This is a genomic window from Leifsonia sp. 1010, assembly GCF_031455295.1.
In the GTDB taxonomy this organism is placed as follows: Bacteria; Actinomycetota; Actinomycetes; order Actinomycetales; family Microbacteriaceae; genus Leifsonia.
Genome location: NZ_JAVDSL010000003.1, coordinates 128,492 through 146,940, shown reverse-complemented (window position 1 = coordinate 146,940; position 18,449 = coordinate 128,492). Strand labels below are relative to the sequence as shown.

Genomic DNA, 18,449 nt, shown 5'->3' with positions numbered 1-18,449 from the left:
TTATACTGGTCGTTGGTCTTCCCGGGCACGGCCCGGACGCTTCCCGAAAGGTTCCACGTGCTGATTCTCCAGGTCGTCCTGCAGGTGCTGCTCGGCATCACCAGCCTCCTGCTGACGCTGCTCATCCTGCTGCACAAGGGTCGCGGCGGCGGTCTGTCCGACATGTTCGGCGGCGGCGTCACGTCCAACCTGGGTGCGTCGGGTGTCGCCGAGCGCAACCTGAACCGCATCACCGTGATCCTGGGTCTGATCTGGATCACCTGCATCGTCGTGCTCGGTCTGATCACGAAGTTCAGCGCGTAAGCGCACACTGAAGAAGGAGAGACTGCATGGCATCCGGAGGCAGTGCAATCCGCGGCTCGCGCGTCGGCGCGGGTCCCATGGGCGAGCAGGACCGCGGTTTCCACGCGGACCGCGTCGCGATCTCGTACTGGGACGCTCTCGGCAACGAGACGGTCCGCTACTTCGCGGCGAACCTCCCCGAGGAGGAGATCCCCGACATCATCGACTCGCCGTCGACCGGTCTCCCGGCCGGCCGCGACAAGGAGAACCCGCCGTCGGTCGCGAAGACGGAGCCCTACAAGACGCACCTCGCGTACGTGAAGGAGCGCCGCAGCGAAGAGGAGGCGGAGCAGCTGCTCGAGGACGCCCTCAACCAGCTGCGCGCCCGTCGGGGTCGTCCGACCACGAACTGAGCGTTCACGCACACGAAGGCCGCCCACCCTCACGGTGGGCGGCCTTCGTGCGTCACCCCCACCCCATCCCATCCCCACGATTTGCGCCAAATCTCGGTTATCGCCCTCCCATAACCACGATTTGGCGCAAATCTCGGTCATTGCGGGCGTACAGCGACGATGTGGGGCAGGCCCCGGGGCTACACTGCGGGCATGCGGGGAGCACGGGATGATCGGGCGGACACTCCGCGTGCGCTCGGCGACGAAGTCAGCCGGCTCAGCCTGCTCGCGTTGCTGGACGAGGCCGTCGGCGCTGCCGAGAAGGCGGACCTGCTGCTCGCGCGCTGCGACGACATCGATGTGACGACGGCGGCGGATGCTCGCCAGGCGCTCCGGCTCCGGGTGACGTTCGCCGAGCTGCAGCGCTGGGTGGACGAACTCGACCTCGACGCCCGGGAGGCGGAGGTGCGAGACGAAGCGGCTCGCCTGCTGGCGTTCTACCTGCACCTGCTGACGCACGCGTTCGACCGCCGCATCGCCGCGGCAGGGCACGACCGGCGTGCGATCCGCAGTCGCGGACCATTGACCGGCGCGCCCTGCGCGCGGCTGACGACGCTGCGGGAGCGGGTCAGTAGCTGGGTGCGATGAGGTTCTCGGGCACGTCGACCGCGGCATCCTTGTCCACGAAAAACACGGTGCGCTTACGGCCCTTGGCACCCGCGACCGGGACCTCGGTGTAGCTGGCGCCGGCGAGGGCGAGCCCGAGGGCGCTGGCCTTGTCGGTACCGGAAAGCACCAGCCAGATACGGTCGGACGAGTTGATCACCGGGCGGGTGAGGCTCAGCCGCTGCGGCGGCGGCTTCGGCGAGTCGCGCACGGCGATCACCGACGCCTTCTCCTCGCGGATGCCGGGGCGGTCGGGGAACAGCGACGCGATGTGGCCGTCGGGACCGACGCCGAGGAAGGTGATGTCGAACTTCGGCACCGGCCAGCCTTCGTGCGCGAACGCCTCGAGCTCGGCTGCGTACAGGCGGGCGGCCTCGTCGATGTCCGGCGTCTCGTCCGACGACGGGAAGGGGTGCACGTTCTCCGGCGGGACCGCGATGTGGTCGAGCAGGGCCTCGCGGGCCTGGCGCTCGTTGCGGTCGGGGTCGTCGCGCGGCACGAACCGCTCGTCTCCCCACCAGAAGTGCACCTTCGACCAGTCGATGGTGTCGCGGGCGGGGGAGGCGTTGACCGCCTCCAGCACCGCGATGCCCATCGTCCCTCCCGTGAGAGCGATGTTCGCCGCTCCCAGGTCGTCGACGATGTCGATCGTCTTGGTGAGGAAGCGTGCGGCCACCGACGCGGTCAGGGCCTCCTTGTCGGGGTGGACGAGCACCCGCCGTTCGTTCGTCATGCCCTGGCGCCTGCTCCTTCGTCGGAGGTCTCCAGCAGTGCGAGACCCTTGGTGATGACCTCGCCGTAGAGGTCGTCCGGGTCCAGCCTACGCAGTTCTTCCGCCAGGCAGTCACGAAGACTGCGGCGTGGCAGGGAGAGGTCGTGCGAGGGCTGACCCGGCTGCGACAGACGAGCGACGTTCGGGATCTCGCGCTGCAGCTCGATCACGCCGGACGCGCGCTCCATCTTGACACCGTGGATGCCGCCGGAACCGATCGCACGCGAGGCGAGGTCGTACTGCACAGGCACCTGCAGCTGGAGCCGCAGCCAGGCGGCGAGGAGCAGCGTGGACGGCGAGTCGGCCGCGCCGGCCACGTCGACGCCGGTGATCGGCTCGTACGGCGGCTGGTCGAGCACCGCGGCGAGCTGGGCGCGCCACAGCGTCAACCGGGTCCAGGCGAAGTCCGTGTCGCCGGGGGCGTACGTCTGCCCCAGGTGGAACAGGAACTCCTGCGGGTTCGGCTGCGCGGAGGCGTCCGTGATCCGACGGGTCGCGATGCGGCCCAGGGGAGAGGTGGATGCCTTCTCGGGCGCGATGCCCGGCCACCAGACCACGACGGGGGCGTCGGGGAGGAGGAGGCCGGTGACCAGTCCCTCCTCGTCGCTCGCCGTCTCGCCGTAGGCGCGGAGCACGATGACCTCGCTGGCCCCGGCGTCGCCGCCGACGCGGATCTGCGCGTCGAGGCGGCCGTCACCGTTGTGGGTGCGCTCCTCCTCGGTCGACACCACGATCACGCGCATCGGGTGCTCGCGGGAGGCGTCGTTGGCGGCCTCGATGGCCTCCTCCTCCTGCCCGAGGTGCGTCGCGATGATGAGCGTCAGGACGCGGCCGAGGGCGACGGCGCCGCCCTCCTCGCGGATCTTGACGAGCGCCTTCGAGATGTTGCTGACGGTCGTCGCGGGAAGGTCGACGATCATGGACGCCTCCAGACGCGGCCGTCGCGGGCGAGGAGCTCGTCGGCCGATTTCGGGCCCCAGGTTCCGGGGCGGTACTGCTCGGGCTGGCCCTGCGTGGCCCAGAAGTCCTCGATCGGGTCGAGGATCTTCCAGGAGAGCTCGACCTCCTCGTGGCGGGGGAACAGCGGCGGGTCGCCGAGGAGCACATCCAGGATGAGTCGCTCGTACGCCTCGGGGCTGGCCTCGGTGAAAGCGTGGCCGTAGCCGAAGTCCATGCTGACGTCGCGCACCTGCATGCCGGCGCCGGGGACCTTCGAGCCGAAGCGGATGGTCACACCTTCGTCCGGCTGGACGCGGATGACGAGCGCGTTCTGGCCGAGCGCACTCGTCTGCGACTCCGCGAAGAGCTGCTGCGGAGCGCGCTTGAAGACGACCGCGATCTCGGTCACGCGGCGGCCGAGGCGCTTGCCCGCGCGCAGGTAGAATGGGACGCCCGCCCAGCGGCGCGTGCCGATCTCCAGCTTGATGGCCGCGTAGGTCTCCGTGGTGGACTGGGGGTTCATCCCGTCCTCCTCCAGGAAGCCCGGGACCTTCTCGCCGCCCTGCCAGCCGCTGCCGTACTGTCCGCGGGCCGTCGACTTGGCGAGGTCCTTGGGCAGACGGACGGCGGCGAGGACCTTCTCCTTCTCGGCGCGCAGGTCTGCGGCGTTGAACGAGATGGGCTCCTCCATCGCCGTGAGGGCGAGGAGCTGCAGCAGGTGGTTCTGGATGACGTCGCGCGCCGCGCCGATGCCGTCGTAGTAACCGGCACGGCCGCCCACTCCGATGTCCTCGGCCATGGTGATCTGCACGTGGTCGACGTAGTTGGCGTTCCAGATCGGCTCGTACAGCTCGTTGGCGAAGCGCAGCGCCAGGATGTTCTGGACCGTCTCCTTGCCGAGGTAGTGGTCGATGCGGAACACCGAGTCCGGCGGGAAGACCGTCTCCACGACCGCGTTCAGCTCGCGAGCCGACTGCAGGTCGTGGCCGAACGGCTTCTCGATGACGACGCGCCGCCAGCCGTCGCCGGACTGGTCGGCGAGACCGGACCGCTTCAGCTGCTCGGTGACGATCGGGAACGCCTTCGGCGGGATGGACAGGTAGAACGCATGGTTGCCCATGGTCCCGCGCTCCTTGTCCAGGTCCTCGACGGTCTGCTTGAGGCGCTGGAACGCGTCGTCGTCGTCGAACTCGCCCGGAACGAAGCGGATGCCCTGTGCGAGCTGCTGCCACACGTCGTCGTCGAACGGCGTGCGGGCGTACTGCTTGACCGCGTCGTACACGACCTTCTCGAAGTCCTGGTCCTCCCAGTCACGCCGGGCGAACCCGACGAGCGAGAACCCGGGCGGCAGGAGGCCGCGGTTCGCGAGGTCGTACACCGCGGGCATCAGCTTCTTGCGCGACAGGTCGCCTGTCACGCCGAAGATGATGAGGCTGCTGGGCCCGGCGATGCGATTCAGACGGCGGTCGGAGGGCAACCGCAACGGGTTGAACTCCGGGGTGATTTCCACCGGTGACACGTGGGTGATCTCCTTTATCGACGGCTCAGTTGACGGCCTCGAACAGCGAGACGACATCCGCCTCGGGGTTCGTGAGCGTCAGCGTCAGCACCGGGCGGCCGTGCTCGCCGAGGACGCTGGCGTCGCCGGCGGCCTGGGCCTGGATGAGCTGCCCGAAGGTGAAGGGACGGCCGGGGATCTCGAGATCCTCGGAGGGCGTCGCCGTGATCTGCAGGAACACGCCGACCGCCGGACCGCCCTTGTGGAACTGACCCGTCGAGTGCAGGAAGCGCGGCCCCCAGCCGAAGGTGACCGGGCGGTTCGCCTTCGCCGCCAGCAGGTCGCGGATGCCCGCGAGCTGGGGGAGCGCGAGGCGGTCCACGTAGGCCTGGACCGCGACGTAGCCGTCGGGCCCGAGCTGGGCGAGCAGGGCATCCACGGCGGCGTCGAGCGTGTTCGCCTCGCCGAGGAAGGACCCGGTGCTGCGTACCTCGATGCCGCCCGCGGTGAACGCGGGGGTGACGGGCTCCGGCCGGTTGTCGAGCAGCGAGCGTGCGGCGACCTTGGCGGCCTCCACATCCGGCTGGTCGAACGGGTTGATGCCGAGCAGGCGTCCGGCGACGGCGACCGCGTACTCCCAGACGATGAGCTGGGCGCCGAGGCTGCCGGAGACCAGGATCTCGCCCTCGTGGCGGTCGGCCGGGAACAGGTGGTGCGCCTCGGCGTTGGCGACGAGGCGGACGACCTGCAGATCGGCCGGCTTCGACTCGAGCTCGGGGGCGAGCTTGTCGAGCACGACCGGCAGCAGGCCGGTGCCCTCCTTGCCGGTCGACTCGGCGATCAGCTGCTCCGCCCAGTCGGCGAAGCCCACGATGTGGGTTCCGTCGGCGACGATGCCCAGCTTGTCCTTCAGCGGGCTCGTGCCGGCGATGGCGGCGCCGAGCACGAGTCCCGGGTTCTGCTCGTTGTCGACGGCGAGCTCGATGGACGTGGCGTCGGCCTCGTCGAGGAGCTCGGAGATGTCGACGCCGGCGAGGCCGGAGGGGACGAGGCCGAACGCCGTGAGTGCCGAGTAGCGGCCGCCGACGTTCGGGTCGGCGTTGAACACGCGGTATCCGGCCTCACGGGCGGACTGGTCGAGCGGCGAGCCCGGGTCGGTGACGACGACGATCCGCTCGCGCGGGTCGATCCCGGCGTCCTCGAACCACTTCTCGTAGACGCGCTTCTGGCTGTCCGTCTCGAGCGTCGAGCCCGACTTGGACGAGATGACCACCGCGGTGGCCTCCAGCCGGTCGCGGAGCGCCGAGAGCACCTGGCCGGGGTCGGTGGAGTCGAGCACGGTCAGCTCGGCCTCCGCCGTCCGGGTGATGACCTCCGGCGCGAGCGACGAGCCGCCCATGCCGCCGAGGACGATGTGGTTCACGCCCTTGGCGCGCAGCTCGTCGCGCAGGGCGACGATCTCGGGGACCAGCGGGCGCGAGATGGCGACCGCTTCGGTCCAGCCGAGGCGCTTGCTCGCCTCGGCCTCGGCGGCGGGGCCCCAGAGGGCCGGGTCGAGCGCCGTGATGCCGGACGCCACCTTGTCGGCGACGAGCTGCGGCACCACGGTGCGGACGGCCTCCGCCGCCGGACCGGTGACGTGGATGCGGAACGTCACTTGGCGGCTCCCTCGAGGGCGTTCTTCACGGTCTCGACGAGCTCGCCCCACGAAACGTTGAACTTCTCGACGCCTTCGCGCTCGAGGGTCTCGGTCACGTCGTCGTAGCTGATGCCGAGGTCGGCCAGCTTGTTGAGCACGTCGTTCGACTCGGCGTAGGTGCCGGTGACGGTGTCGCCGGTGATGTGTCCGTGGTCGAAGGTCGCGTCGAGCGTCTTCTCGGGCATCGTGTTGACGACGTTCGGGGCGACGAGCGCCTCGACGTACAGCGTGTCGGGCAGGCTCGGGTCCTTCACGCCGGTGGAGGCCCACAGCGGGCGCTGCTCGTTGGCGCCGGCCTCGACGAGGAGCTTCGCACGCTCGGTGGCGAACTGCTGCTCGTACACCTCGTAGGCGAGGCGGGCGTTGGCGATGCCGGCCTTGCTCTTGAGGCCCTCGGCCTCGTCCGTGCCGATGGCGCTGAGGCGCTTGTCCACCTCGGTGTCCACGCGCGAGACGAAGAACGAGGCGACCGAGTGGATGCCGGAGAGGTCGATGCCCGCCGCCTTGGCCTTCTCGAGGCCGGTGAGGTACGCGTCGATGACCTGGCGGTAGCGCTCGAGGCTGAAGATCAGCGTCACGTTGACGCTGATGCCGGCCGCGATGGTCTCGGTGATGGCCTCGAGGCCCTCGACCGTCGCCGGGATCTTGATCATGACGTTCGGCTTCTGGATCTTGTCCGAAAGCTTCTTCGCGGCATCGATGGTGGCCTTCGTGTCGCGGGCGAGCGCCGGGGCGACCTCGATGGACACGCGGCCGTCGACGCCGTTCGAGCGCTCGTAGACGCTGTGGAAGATGTCGCTCGCCTTGGCGACGTCGTCGGTGGTGATCTCGAAGATCGCGTCGTCGACGTCCACGCCGGCGGCGGCCAGCTGGCGGACCTGCTCGTCGTAGGCCTCGCCCTTGGCGAGGGCGGCCGCGAAGATCGTCGGGTTCGTGGTCACGCCGACCACGTTCTTCTCGGCGATCAGCTTCTCGAGGTTGCCCGTGTTGATGCGCTCACGCGACAGGTCGTCCAGCCAGATGCTGACGCCCGCTGCGGACAGTGCGGCCGTGGGGGTCGCGGCGGTGGCGGTTGTGTCGGTCATTTTCTCTTATCTCCTCTTGTGCCCGCGCTCAGAGCGACGCGAGCGATTCCTTCGCTGCGGACACGGCGTGCTCGGTGGTCATACCGAACTCGCGGAACAGCGTCTTGTAGTCGGCCGATGCACCGAAGTGCTCGATCGAGACGCTCCGGCCGTGGTCGCCGACGATCTTGTCCCAGGCGAGCGCCAGGCCGGCCTCGATCGAGACGCGGGCCTTGACGGCCTCGGGGAGCACCTTCTCGCGGTACTCGGCGGGCTGCTCGGCGAACCACTCGAGGCTGGGGGCGGAGACGACGCGGGCGTTGATGCCCTCGCCGCGCAGCTCCTCGCGGGCCTCGAGCGCGATCTGGACCTCGGATCCGGTCGCGATGAAGATCACGTCCGGCGTGCCGCCCGGCGCCTCGGCCAGGATGTACGCGCCCTTCGCGACGTTCTTCGCCGACGCGAGGGTGTCGCCCTCGGCGTCGCCGTCTCCGCGCTCGAACACCGGGATGTTCTGGCGCGTCAGCGCGATGCCGGCGGGGCCGTTGCGGCGCTCGAGGATGGTCTTCCACGCCCAGGCAACCTCGTTGGCGTCACCCGGGCGGACGACGGCCAGGTTCGGGATGGCGCGCAGGGTCGAGAGCTGCTCGATCGGCTGGTGCGTCGGGCCGTCCTCGCCGAGCGCGACCGAGTCGTGCGTCCAGACGAAGATCGACGGGACGTTCATCAGCGCGGCGAGACGGATCGACGGACGCTGGTAGTCGCTGAAGATCAGGAACGTGCCGCCGAAGGGGCGCGTCGGGCCGTGCAGCACGATGCCGTTCAGGATCGCGGCCATGGCGTGCTCGCGGATGCCGAAGTGCAGGACGCGCCCGTACGGGTTGCCCGTCCACTCGTGGGTCGAGCGCTCGCTCGGCACGAAGGACGCGGCGCCCTCGATCGTGGTGTTGTTCGACTCGGCGAGGTCGGCCGAGCCGCCCCACAGCTCCGGCATGACCGGTGCGATGGCGTTGAGCACCTTGCCGCTCGCGGCGCGGGTCGAGACGTCCTTGCCCGGCTCGAAGACGGGGAGCACGCTCTCCAGCTCTTCCGGCGCGGCGCCGCTCAGCAGACGGTCGAGCAGCTGCTTGCGCTCGGGGTTCGCCTCGGCCCAGGCGTCGAAGCCCTTCTGCCACTCGGCGCGCTCCTCGGCACCGCGCTCGATGGCCTTGCGCGTGTGCTCGATGACCTCGTCGGCGACCTCGAAGGTCTGCTCGGGGTCGAAGCCGAGCACCTCCTTGACCGCGCGGAGCTCGTCGGCGCCCAGTGCCGAACCGTGGATCTTGCCGGTGTTCTGCTTCTTCGGCGCCGGCCAGCCGATGATCGTCTTCAGGATGATGAGCGACGGCTTGTCGGTCACCTCCTGGGCGTTCTGGATGGCCTGGAAAAGCTCCTGGACGTCCTCTTCGTAGACGCCGGTCTTCTTCCAGTCGACCACCTGCACGTGCCAGTGGTAGGCCTCGTAGCGGGCCTTCACGTCCTCCGTGAAGGCGATGTCGGTGTCGTCCTCGATCGAGATCTGGTTGCTGTCGTAGATCGCGATCAGGTTGCCGAGCTCCTGGTGGCCGGCGAGCGAGGACGCCTCGGAGCTGACGCCCTCCTCGAGGTCGCCGTCGGACGCGATCACGTACACGTGGTGGTCGAACGGGCTGGTGCCGGGAGCGGCGTCCGGGTCGAACAGTCCACGCTCGAAACGCTGCGCATAAGCGAAACCGACGGCGGAGGAGATGCCCTGGCCCAGGGGACCGGTGGTGATCTCCACGCCGTCGGTGTGTCCGTACTCGGGGTGGCCGGGGGTGAGGGAGCCCCACGTGCGCAGCTTCTTGAGGTCGTCGAGCTCGAGACCGTAGCCGCCCAGATACAGCTGGACGTACTGGGTCAGGGACGAGTGGCCCGCCGAGAGGATGAAGCGGTCGCGACCGAGCCAGTGCTGGTCGCGCGGGTCGCGGCGCATCACCTTCTGGAACAGCAGGTAGGCCGCGGGGGCGAGGCTCATGGCGGTGCCGGGATGCCCGTTGCCCACCTTCTCCACCGCGTCGGCCGCGAGAACGCGAGCCGTGTCTACTGCCTTGTTGTCAATGGGATCCCACTGCAGTGCTGCCACGTGAAAACTGACCCTTCGTCGATGTGGTGAGGGTCGTCGTGGAACCCGCACCGGTTGAGGTAGTGCGCGCCGTGGACGTCATCGGCGCCGAGCCATTCCTCCGTCACCGTCCTACAAAGAGTGCGGCCGGAACAGGGCTTCGGCTGGCGAGCACCTCCAAGTATAGGTAACGCGCAAGAAACATGGGGTGTTCCCCCAGACGGTTGTGTCATGGACGGTCACGGGGTAATCGGGAAGCCCCGTCCTCGACGTGACGTAGAATCGGATACCGTCTGAGTACATCGCCGACACATCACGAGGAGCAATGGACGTCGCTGTAGAGAGCCGTGTCGAACCGGGCCGCATCGGCGTCGCTCGCAAGGTGAAGGCGTACGTCGCCCTCACCAAACCGCGGGTGGTCGAGCTGCTGCTGGTCACCACGGTCCCGACGATGATCCTCGCGGCGAACGGCATCCCCAACCTGTGGCTTGTGCTGGCCACGGTCGTCGGCGGCTACATGAGCGCGGGCTCCGCAGGCGCCTTCAACTGCTACATCGACCGCGACATCGACCGCGTCATGCGGCGCACGAAGAACCGCCCGCTCGTCACCGGCGAGCTGTCCGACCGCGAGGCGCTGGTCTTCGCCTGGGCTCTCGGCATCGCCTCCGTGGTGGTGCTCGGCTTCTTCACCAACTGGCTCGCCGCCGCGCTGTCCGTCGCGGCCATCCTGCTGTACGTCGTCTTCTACACGCTCATCTTGAAGCGCCGCACCCCGCAGAACATCGTCTGGGGCGGCGTCGCCGGCTGCATGCCCGTGCTCATCGGCTGGGCGGCCGTGACCGGCTCGCTCGACTGGGCGCCGTTCATCCTGTTCGGCATCATCTTCCTGTGGACCCCGCCGCACTACTGGCCGCTGTCGATGAAGTACCGCTCCGACTACCAGGAGGCCGGCGTACCGATGCTCGCGGTCGTCCGCGGTCGCGCTGTCGTGGGCCTCCAGGTCGTCCTGTACGCGTGGGCCATGGTCGCGTGCTCGCTGCTCCTCATCCCGGTCGCGCACATGGGGCTGCTGTACACGGCGGTCTCGCTGGTGGCCGGCGGCTGGTTCATCTACGAGTCGCACCGCCTGTACAACCTCGCGATCCGTCACGAGACGGTGTCACCGATGCGCGTCTTCCACGGCTCGATCGCGTACCTGACGCTGATCTTCCTCGCCGTCGCGATCGACCCGCTGCTGCCGTTCTGATCCCGGGCCGGGCACAGGTTCCGGCCACGAAGTCGTGCCACGAGGCCCCCTGCGGCTCTACCATGTGCGCATGACGGCACCGGTGCTGACTCTGCGTCTCACGACGCCCCGCCTCGTGCTGGACGTGCCGACGGACGACGACATCCCGGACGTGCTGGAGGCCTGCCAGGACGCCGAGACGCGGCGCTGGGTTCCGCTCCCGTCTCCGTACACCCGCGAGAGCGCGGAGTTCTTCGTGCGCAGCTACTGCCCGCACGGCCTGGCGAGCCGCCGGTACACGGTCTGGGCGCTGCACGCGCGCGGCGGCGGCCGCCTCCTCGGAGCGCTGGAGGTCCGCAAGGACGAGCGCGCCGGGTCCGCCTCGCTGGGCTGCTGGTCGGGCCCCTGGGCGAGAGGCCAGGGCTACATGCGGGAGGCGCTCGGAGCCGTCGCCCGCTATGCGCTCGACCCGGAGGGGCTGGGATTCGACCGGCTGAACTGGGAGTACGTACACGGGAACGAGTCCAGCAGGCGTCTGGCCGAGGCTGCGGGTTTCGATTTCGGCGACGGGATGCGCACGGTCGTCAGCTTGCACGGCGAGACGCTCGAGGCGCGCGTCGGGCGGCTAGGCCGCGACGACGTCCGCGGCTGAGCCCTCGGTCTCGCGCGCGGCGGACACGGGGGAGTAGAGCGACAGCATGACCGCCGTCATCATGGCGGCGAGCAGTGCGGCGAGGGTCATGTGGATGCCCACGAGGACTCCCGGCAGGCCGGTGTTGGCCTGGATCAGCCCGACGACGATCTGCAGCAGCTCGACCGCGAGCAGGTACTGCGTGAAGCGGCGCACGGCCGGGCCGCCGACGCGGAACGCCGCCACGACCAGCACCAGCGTCAGCGCGAACGTGACATAGGCCGGGATGGCGTGCACGTGCTGCAGGATCTCGGGGTTCAGGCCGCTGCGGGGAGTGTGGTCGTCGCCCGCGTGCGGTCCCGCTCCTGTGGTGACGATCCCCACCAGGATCGTGATGAGCACGACGACGGCGGTCACCGCGGCGACGGCGCGGTACCAGGCCGGGACGGCCCGGTAGCGCGGGCCGGGGACGGCGTAGACGCGGACGAGGTACGAGGTGGTCAGCGTGACGAGCACGACGGAGGCGACGAAGTGCATCCCCACGACCCACCAGGTGAGACCGGTGAGCACCGTGATCCCGCCGAGGATCGCCTGGAACGGCACGCCGAGACCGGCGATCAGGGTCAGCCAGAACAGATCGCGGCGCGAGCGGTACAGCTTCACGACCTGCAGGAAGGCCACGATCGCGAGCACGGCGAGCACCCCGCCCAGCACCCGGTTGCCGAACTCGATGACGCCGTGGATGCCCATCTCGGGCGTGTTGACGAGGGAGTCCGCCGTGCACTTGGGCCAGGTGGGGCAGCCCAGTCCGCTGCCGGTGAGCCGCACAGCGCCGCCGGTCGCGACGAGCATGATCTGCGCGGCCAGGTAGATCCACGCGACGACGCGGGTGCGCCCGTCCACACGGTCCGGCAGCCAGGCGATGATGCGCTTCATGGTTCGGGGCTCTCTCGGTCGGATCGGCGGGGCCGGGTGCGGATACTCGGGCAATGCGCAGGCGCGCCTCTACTAATACCGCGCCGCACCTGTAGAATTGGTGGGTTCGAGGAACGCGCATCCCAGCGCGTGCGCGCGGCCGGTTTCTCCGTCCGTGGCCGGGGCATCGTGGCCCGTCTCCACGAACAGTCTAGGTACGCACGTGTTGGTACGCAGTCACCGCCACCCGCACAATCAGGACGCTCCGCAGCGACCGGCGAAAGCCGTGCTTGCGGAGGGGAATGAGCCGGACTGATATCCGGTTACGAGTGGAAGGAAACGAGGTAGATTATGTCAGACATCCTGATCGATCGGCCTGAGCTCGCCTCTTTGGGGCAGTACGAGTTCGGCTGGTCCGATTCCGACGCCGCGGGTTCCATCGCCCGCCGCGGTCTCTCGCCCGAGGTGGTGAAAGACATCTCGGCTCTGAAGAAGGAGCCCGAGTGGATGCTGCAACGCCGCCTCAAGGCCCTCCAGCTCTTCGAGCGCAAGCCGATGCCGACCTGGGGCGCCGACCTGTCGGAGATCGACTTCGACAACATCAAGTACTTCGTCCGCTCCACCGAGAAGCAGGCGCAGAGCTGGGAAGACCTGCCGGAGGACATCCGGAACACCTACGAGAAGCTCGGCATCCCGGAGGCGGAGCGCCAGCGTCTCGTCGCCGGCGTCGCCGCGCAGTACGAGTCCGAGGTCGTCTACCACCAGATCCGTGAAGACCTCGAGCAGCAGGGCGTCATCTTCCTCGACACCGACACCGCGCTCCGCGAGCACCCCGAGATCTTCGAGGAGTACTTCGGAACGGTGATCCCGGCCGGCGACAACAAGTTCGCCGCGCTGAACACCGCCGTGTGGTCGGGCGGATCGTTCGTCTACGTCCCGAAGGGCGTCCACGTCGAGATCCCGCTGCAGGCCTACTTCCGCATCAACACCGAGAACATGGGTCAGTTCGAGCGGACGCTGATCATCGCCGACGAGGGCAGCTACGTCCACTACATCGAGGGCTGCACCGCTCCGATCTACAAGTCGGACTCGCTCCACTCCGCGGTCGTCGAGATCATCGTGAAGAAGAACGCCCGCGTTCGCTACACGACCATCCAGAACTGGTCCAACAACGTCTACAACCTCGTCACGAAGCGGGCCACCGCGGCCGAGGGCGCGACGATGGAGTGGATCGACGGCAACATCGGCTCCAAGGTGACGATGAAGTACCCGTCGATCTACCTGATGGGGGAACACGCCAAGGGCGAGACCCTGTCCGTCGCCTTCGCCGGTCCTGGTCAGCACCAGGACGCGGGCGCCAAGATGATCCACATGGCGCCGTACACGCAGTCGTCGATCGTCTCCAAGTCGATCGCGCGCGGCGGCGGCCGTGCCGGCTACCGCGGCGAGGTGCGGATGGATGCGAACGCGCACCACTCCGCCAACACCGTCCGCTGCGACGCGCTGCTCGTCGACACGATTTCGAGATCCGACACGTATCCGGCGATCGACATCCGCGTCGACGACGTGCAGCTCGGCCACGAGGCGACCGTGTCGCGCGTGAGCGAGGAGCAGCTGTTCTACCTCATGTCGCGTGGGCTCCCGGAAGATGAGGCCATGGCGATGATCGTCCGCGGCTTCATCGAGCCGATCGCCCGCGAGCTCCCGATGGAGTACGCACTGGAACTCAACAAGCTCATCGAGATGGGCATGGAAGGCTCTGTCGGATGACGCAGATCGAGACGACGCAGACCACCGCGCCCGCCCCGACCCACATGCGAGCACCTGTCCCGGTGCAGAGCCGCGCCGAGCGGTTCACCTCGACCGAGGTGTCGGACTTCCCTGCGGTCACCGGCCGCGAGGCGATGTGGAAGTACACGCCGGTGACGCGCATCCAGGAGCTCATCACGGGCGACCTGGACGGCTCGCCGTACGTGTACGACGCCACGACGGCCCCCGGTGTGACCACCGCGTGGATCGGCCGTGACGACGCCCGCATCGGCGCTGCAGGAAAGCCCGAGGACCGCGCCTCCGCCAACGCCTGGACGGCCTTCGAGCAGGCGCTGCTCGTGACGATCGGCGCCGACCTCAGCGGTGACCGCCGCGAGGTCACGCTGACCCGCTCCGCCCTCGGCGGACCGGCGCGTGCCGCGCACACGGTCGTCGAGGTCGCCCCGGGAGCCGTGGCGACCCTCATCCTGCAGAACACCGGATCGGCGCACCTGACCGAGAACGTCGAGTTCCTCCTGGGTAAGGACGCCGACCTCACGGTCGTGTCGCTCCAAGAGTGGGACGACGACGCCCTCCACGTCGCCGCACACTTCGCCGAGCTCGGCGAGGGCGCGCGCATCAAGCACGTCGCCGTCACTCTCGGCGGCGGTGTCGTCCGGCTCAACCCGTCGGCCCACTTGGCCGGCGCGCGAGCGGACGCCGAGCTGCTCGGCGCCTACTTCGCCGACGCCAGCCAGCATCTCGAGCAGCAGGTGTACGTCCACCACGACGGCCCCGAGACCCGCAGCCGCGTGACCTACAAGGGCGCGCTGCAGGGCCAGGGCGCCCGCACGGTGTGGATCGGCGACGTGCTCATCGGCCCGAAGGCCGTCGGTACCGACACCTACGAGCAGAACCGCAACCTCGTCCTCACCGACGGGGCCCGCGCCGACTCCGTGCCGAACCTCGAGATCGAGACCGGCGACATCGTCGGCGCCGGTCACGCGAGCGCCACCGGCCGTTTCGACGACGAGCAGCTCTTCTACCTCCAGTCCCGCGGGATCCCGGAGGAGGAGGCGCGCCGCCTGGTCGTGCGCGGCTTCCTCGCCGAGATCGTCCAGCAGATCGGCTCGCCGGCGCTCCAGGAGCGCCTGCAGGCCAAGATCGAGGACGAGCTGGAATCGGCGTCGGTCACCGCGTCGGCGCCCTCCGCGCCGGCTGCCGGGGCCGAGAACTGATGGCGGGCCAGCGCGTCGCAGCCGTCGCGGAGCTGGTCGAGAACCAGGCCACCCGCGTCGTGCTCGACGGCGTCCCCATCGCCGTCGTCAAGGACTCGTCCGGTGCGGTGCACGCCATCGGCGACACCTGCACCCACGGCGAGATCTCGCTGTCCGAGGGTTTCGTCGAGGACGAGACCCTGGAGTGCTGGGCGCACGGCTCCCAGTTCTCCCTCGTGACCGGCAAGCCCCTCAACCTCCCGGCCTACGAGCCGGTCCCCGTGTTTCCCGTCGAGATCATCGACGGAGACGTCTTCATCGACCCCAGCGCCCCGAAAGTGAACAACTAACCATGTCAGTCCTCGAGATCCGCGACCTCCACGTCACCGTCGAGACGGACCAGGGCACGAAGCCCATCCTGAACGGCGTCGACCTCACCATCAACGAGGGTGAGATCCACGCGATCATGGGCCCGAACGGCTCCGGCAAGTCGACCCTCGCCTACACGATCGCCGGTCACCCGAAGTACACCGTGACCCAGGGCTCGATCACGCTCGACGGCGAGGACGTCCTCGCGATGACCGTCGACGAGCGTGCGCGTGCCGGCCTCTTCCTCGCGATGCAGTACCCGGTCGAGATCCCCGGTGTCACCAACACCAACTTCCTCCGCACCGCCAAGACGGCGATCGACGGCCAGGCGCCGTCCATCCGCACCTGGGTGAAGGATGTCCGCGAGTCGATGGGCGCCCTACGCATGGATTCGTCGTTCGCCGAGCGCAACGTCAACGAGGGCTTCTCGGGCGGCGAGAAGAAGCGCAACGAGATCCTCCAGCTCGAGCTGCTCAAGCCGAAGTTCGCCGTGCTCGACGAGACCGACTCGGGCCTCGACGTGGATGCGCTCAAGATCGTCTCCGAGGGCGTCAACCGGGCGAAGGCCAACACCGGTCTCGGCATCCTGCTGATCACGCACTACACGCGCATCCTCCGCTACATCAAGCCGGACTTCGTGCACGTGTTCGTCGCCGGCCGCGTGGCCGAGCAGGGCGGACCCGAGCTCGCCGACCGCCTGGAGGAGGAGGGCTACGACCGTTACGTCGACGCCCCCGAGCCCGCAGCGGCCTCGGCGGCCGAAGTCGCCGGATCCTGAGAGAGGTAGAATCCTCACATGCCCGCCACTTTGAGCCCAGCGCTCTTCGACCAGGTCGAGGAGGCGCTGAAGGACGTCATGGATCCCGAACTCGGGATCAACGTCGTCGACCTGGGCCTCATCTACGACCTGGCCTGGGATGACGAGAACAACGCGCTCATCATCTCGATGACGCTCACCAGTGCCGGCTGCCCGCTGACCGACGTGCTCGAAGAGCAGACCGCCGAGGCGCTCGACGGCATCGTCGAGGCATTCCGCATCAACTGGGTGTGGATGCCGCCGTGGGGTCCCGAGCGGATCACCGACGACGGCCGCGACATGATGCGCGCCCTCGGCTTCGCAATCTAAGACATCCCCTCCAACAGTTCCGGACTTTTTCGACCGCGCCGTGGCGTGTCGGGCCGAAAAAGTCCGGAACTGTTTGCTGAGAACCGAGTAGAGAAGAGATCGACGTGCTTGCCGTGCAGGGGCTGGAGCTGCGCGTTGGCGCACGCCTTCTGATGGAGGACGTGAGCTTTCGCGTCGCCGACGGGGACAAGATCGGACTCGTCGGCCGCAACGGCGCCGGCAAGACGACACTCACCAAGGTGCTCGCCGGCGACCTGCTCCCGACGGCCGGCAAGGTCGACCGCTCCGGCGACCTCGGTTACCTTCCGCAGGACCCGCGCTCCGGCAATCTCGACGACCTGGCGCGCACGCGCATCCTCGACGCCCGGGGCCTCGGCTCGATCGTGCTCGGGATGCAGCAGGCGACCGTCGACATGGCGAGCACCGACTCCGCCGTGTCCGAGGCCGCGATGAAGAAGTACGGCCGGCTGGAGGAGCGCTTCCATCTGCTCGGCGGGTACGCGGCCGAGGCCGAGGCCGCATCCATCGCGTCCAACCTCAACCTGCCGGATCGCATCCTCGACCAGCCGCTGAAGACCCTCTCGGGCGGTCAGCGCCGCCGGATCGAGCTGGCGCGCATCCTGTTCTCCGACGCCCGCACGATGATCCTCGACGAGCCGACGAACCACCTGGATGCGGACTCGGTCATCTGGCTGCGCGAGTTCCTGAAGAACTACACCGGCGGCTTCATCGTCATCTCGCACGACGTGGAGCTGGTCGGCGAGACGGTTAACCGCGTCTTCTACCTGGATGCGAACCGCCAGGTCATCGACATCTACAACATGGGCTGGAAGAACTACCAGCGCCAGCGCGCCGCCGACGAGGAGCGCCGCAAGAAGGAGCGCGCCAACGCCGAGAAGAAGGCGGGCGCCCTGCAGCTGCAGGCGGCGAAGTTCGGCGCGAAGGCGACGAAGGCGGCCGCGGCGCACCAGATGGTCGCGCGCGCCGAGAAGCTGCTCGCGGGCCTCGAAGAGGTGCGCCAGGTCGACCGGGTCGCGAAGCTGCGGTTCCCGACGCCGGCGCCGTGCGGTCGCACGCCGCTGCAGGCGAGCGACCTCTCCAAGAGCTACGGCTCGCTCGAGATCTTCACCGCCGTCGACCTCGCGATCGACCGCGGCTCGAAGGTCGTCGTGCTCGGACTGAACGGTGCGGGCAAGACCACGCTGCTGCGGATGCTCGCGGGCGTCGACAAGCCGGACACCGGCCAGGTCGAGCCCGGCCACGGCCTGCGCATCGGGTATTACGCGCAGGAGCACGAGACCATCGACGTCGAGCGCAGCGTGCTCCAGAACATGGTGTCGTCCTCGCCGTCACTGACCGAGACCGAGGCCCGCAGGGTGCTCGGCTCGTTCCTGTTCACGGGCGACGACGCGCACAAGCCGGCCGGCGTGCTCTCCGGCGGCGAGAAGACCCGGCTCGCACTGGCCATGATCGTCGTGTCGGGGGCGAACGTCCTGCTGCTCGACGAGCCGACCAACAACCTCGACCCGGCGAGCCGCGAGGAGATCCTGGATGCGCTGGCGCACTACGAGGGCGCCGTCGTGCTGGTCAGCCACGACGAGGGCGCGGTGGAGGCGCTGAATCCCGAGCGGGTCCTCATCCTCCCCGACGGCGTCGAGGACCACTGGTCGCGCGACTACCTCGACCTCATCTCCCTCGCCTAGCCCCTCCGCCCCCCGGCACGATTTGCGCCAAATCTCGGTTATGGGGCGCTCAGAACCGCGATTTGGCGCAAATCTCGCCG

At 68.8% G+C, this 18,449-nt stretch carries 18 protein-coding genes; 11 read left to right on the top strand and 7 right to left on the bottom strand.

The features are described from left to right. Positions 1 to 57 precede the first annotated feature (57 nt). The 3 genes from secG (at position 58) to J2Y42_RS14270 (ending at position 1,322) form a co-directional block, all read left to right on the top strand. Entirely contained in the window at positions 58 to 303 is a 246-nt protein-coding gene (gene secG, locus J2Y42_RS14280) for a preprotein translocase subunit SecG (RefSeq protein ID WP_018191139.1), read from the top strand. 26 nt (positions 304 to 329) lie between these two features. Continuing rightward, a complete protein-coding gene (locus J2Y42_RS14275) occupies positions 330 to 695 on the top strand; it encodes an RNA polymerase-binding protein RbpA (protein WP_018191138.1) in 366 nt (121 codons plus the stop codon). A 192-nt stretch (positions 696 to 887) separates the two neighbouring features. Continuing rightward, positions 888 to 1,322 carry a hypothetical protein gene (locus J2Y42_RS14270; RefSeq protein ID WP_309859871.1) on the top strand — a complete coding sequence of 145 codons (435 nt, stop codon included), beginning with the start codon at positions 888 to 890 and terminating at the stop codon, positions 1,320 to 1,322. Here the strand turns inward: J2Y42_RS14270 and pgl are convergent. The 6 genes from pgl to tkt are packed head-to-tail and all read right to left on the bottom strand — an operon-like array spanning position 1,303 to position 9,455. Further along, complete coding sequence (pgl, locus tag J2Y42_RS14265) at positions 1,303 to 2,073, bottom strand: 6-phosphogluconolactonase (protein WP_309859869.1); 771 nt, start codon at positions 2,071 to 2,073, stop codon at positions 1,303 to 1,305. The genes J2Y42_RS14270 and pgl overlap by 20 nt on opposite strands. Further along, the gene (locus J2Y42_RS14260; protein WP_309859867.1) at positions 2,070 to 3,032 is read right to left on the bottom strand and encodes a glucose-6-phosphate dehydrogenase assembly protein OpcA; all 963 of its coding nucleotides are present in this window, start codon (positions 3,030 to 3,032) and stop codon (positions 2,070 to 2,072) included. The genes pgl and J2Y42_RS14260 overlap by 4 nt, the downstream gene beginning before the upstream one ends. Further along, the gene (zwf, locus tag J2Y42_RS14255) at positions 3,029 to 4,570 is read right to left on the bottom strand and encodes a glucose-6-phosphate dehydrogenase (protein ID WP_309859865.1); all 1,542 of its coding nucleotides are present in this window, start codon (positions 4,568 to 4,570) and stop codon (positions 3,029 to 3,031) included. Before zwf ends, J2Y42_RS14260 begins: the two co-directional genes overlap by 4 nt. A gap of 25 nt (positions 4,571 to 4,595) precedes the next feature. Beyond that, the gene (locus J2Y42_RS14250) at positions 4,596 to 6,206 is read right to left on the bottom strand and encodes a glucose-6-phosphate isomerase (protein ID WP_309859863.1); all 1,611 of its coding nucleotides are present in this window, start codon (positions 6,204 to 6,206) and stop codon (positions 4,596 to 4,598) included. Continuing rightward, the gene (gene tal, locus J2Y42_RS14245; RefSeq protein ID WP_309859861.1) at positions 6,203 to 7,333 is read right to left on the bottom strand and encodes a transaldolase; all 1,131 of its coding nucleotides are present in this window, start codon (positions 7,331 to 7,333) and stop codon (positions 6,203 to 6,205) included. Before tal ends, J2Y42_RS14250 begins: the two co-directional genes overlap by 4 nt. Before the next feature lie 28 nt (positions 7,334 to 7,361). Continuing rightward, positions 7,362 to 9,455 carry a transketolase gene (gene tkt / locus J2Y42_RS14240; RefSeq protein ID WP_309859859.1) on the bottom strand — a complete coding sequence of 698 codons (2,094 nt, stop codon included), beginning with the start codon at positions 9,453 to 9,455 and terminating at the stop codon, positions 7,362 to 7,364. 304 nt (positions 9,456 to 9,759) lie between these two features. Between tkt and J2Y42_RS14235 the strand changes: the two genes are divergently transcribed. Then, the gene (locus J2Y42_RS14235; protein WP_309859858.1) at positions 9,760 to 10,680 is read left to right on the top strand and encodes a heme o synthase; all 921 of its coding nucleotides are present in this window, start codon (positions 9,760 to 9,762) and stop codon (positions 10,678 to 10,680) included. A 70-nt stretch (positions 10,681 to 10,750) separates the two neighbouring features. Beyond that, on the top strand, positions 10,751 to 11,311 hold the full coding sequence (locus J2Y42_RS14230; protein ID WP_309859856.1) for a GNAT family N-acetyltransferase: 561 nt from the start codon (positions 10,751 to 10,753) through the stop codon (positions 11,309 to 11,311). On the opposite strand, the gene J2Y42_RS14225 is transcribed toward J2Y42_RS14230, so the two are convergent. After that, the gene (locus tag J2Y42_RS14225; RefSeq protein WP_309859854.1) at positions 11,285 to 12,226 is read right to left on the bottom strand and encodes a COX15/CtaA family protein; all 942 of its coding nucleotides are present in this window, start codon (positions 12,224 to 12,226) and stop codon (positions 11,285 to 11,287) included. The two genes, J2Y42_RS14230 and J2Y42_RS14225, sit on opposite strands and share 27 nt — an antisense overlap. A 330-nt stretch (positions 12,227 to 12,556) precedes the next feature. Between J2Y42_RS14225 and sufB the strand changes: the two genes are divergently transcribed. The 6 genes from sufB (at position 12,557) to J2Y42_RS14195 (ending at position 18,369) form a co-directional block, all read left to right on the top strand. Next, the gene (sufB, locus tag J2Y42_RS14220) at positions 12,557 to 13,975 is read left to right on the top strand and encodes a Fe-S cluster assembly protein SufB (protein WP_309859852.1); all 1,419 of its coding nucleotides are present in this window, start codon (positions 12,557 to 12,559) and stop codon (positions 13,973 to 13,975) included. Beyond that, positions 13,972 to 15,192 carry a Fe-S cluster assembly protein SufD gene (gene sufD, locus J2Y42_RS14215; RefSeq protein WP_309859851.1) on the top strand — a complete coding sequence of 407 codons (1,221 nt, stop codon included), beginning with the start codon at positions 13,972 to 13,974 and terminating at the stop codon, positions 15,190 to 15,192. Before sufB ends, sufD begins: the two co-directional genes overlap by 4 nt. Further along, positions 15,192 to 15,521, top strand: coding sequence for a non-heme iron oxygenase ferredoxin subunit (locus tag J2Y42_RS14210; protein WP_018191125.1), 330 nt, complete (start codon positions 15,192 to 15,194; stop codon positions 15,519 to 15,521). The genes sufD and J2Y42_RS14210 overlap by 1 nt, the downstream gene beginning before the upstream one ends. A 2-nt stretch (positions 15,522 to 15,523) precedes the next feature. After that, positions 15,524 to 16,318 carry a Fe-S cluster assembly ATPase SufC gene (sufC, locus tag J2Y42_RS14205; RefSeq protein ID WP_018191124.1) on the top strand — a complete coding sequence of 265 codons (795 nt, stop codon included), beginning with the start codon at positions 15,524 to 15,526 and terminating at the stop codon, positions 16,316 to 16,318. An 18-nt stretch (positions 16,319 to 16,336) separates the two neighbouring features. Further along, a complete protein-coding gene (locus tag J2Y42_RS14200; protein WP_018191123.1) occupies positions 16,337 to 16,666 on the top strand; it encodes a metal-sulfur cluster assembly factor in 330 nt (109 codons plus the stop codon). A gap of 104 nt (positions 16,667 to 16,770) precedes the next feature. After that, positions 16,771 to 18,369, top strand: coding sequence for an ABC-F family ATP-binding cassette domain-containing protein (locus J2Y42_RS14195; protein ID WP_029043033.1), 1,599 nt, complete (start codon positions 16,771 to 16,773; stop codon positions 18,367 to 18,369). Positions 18,370 to 18,449 lie beyond the last annotated feature (80 nt).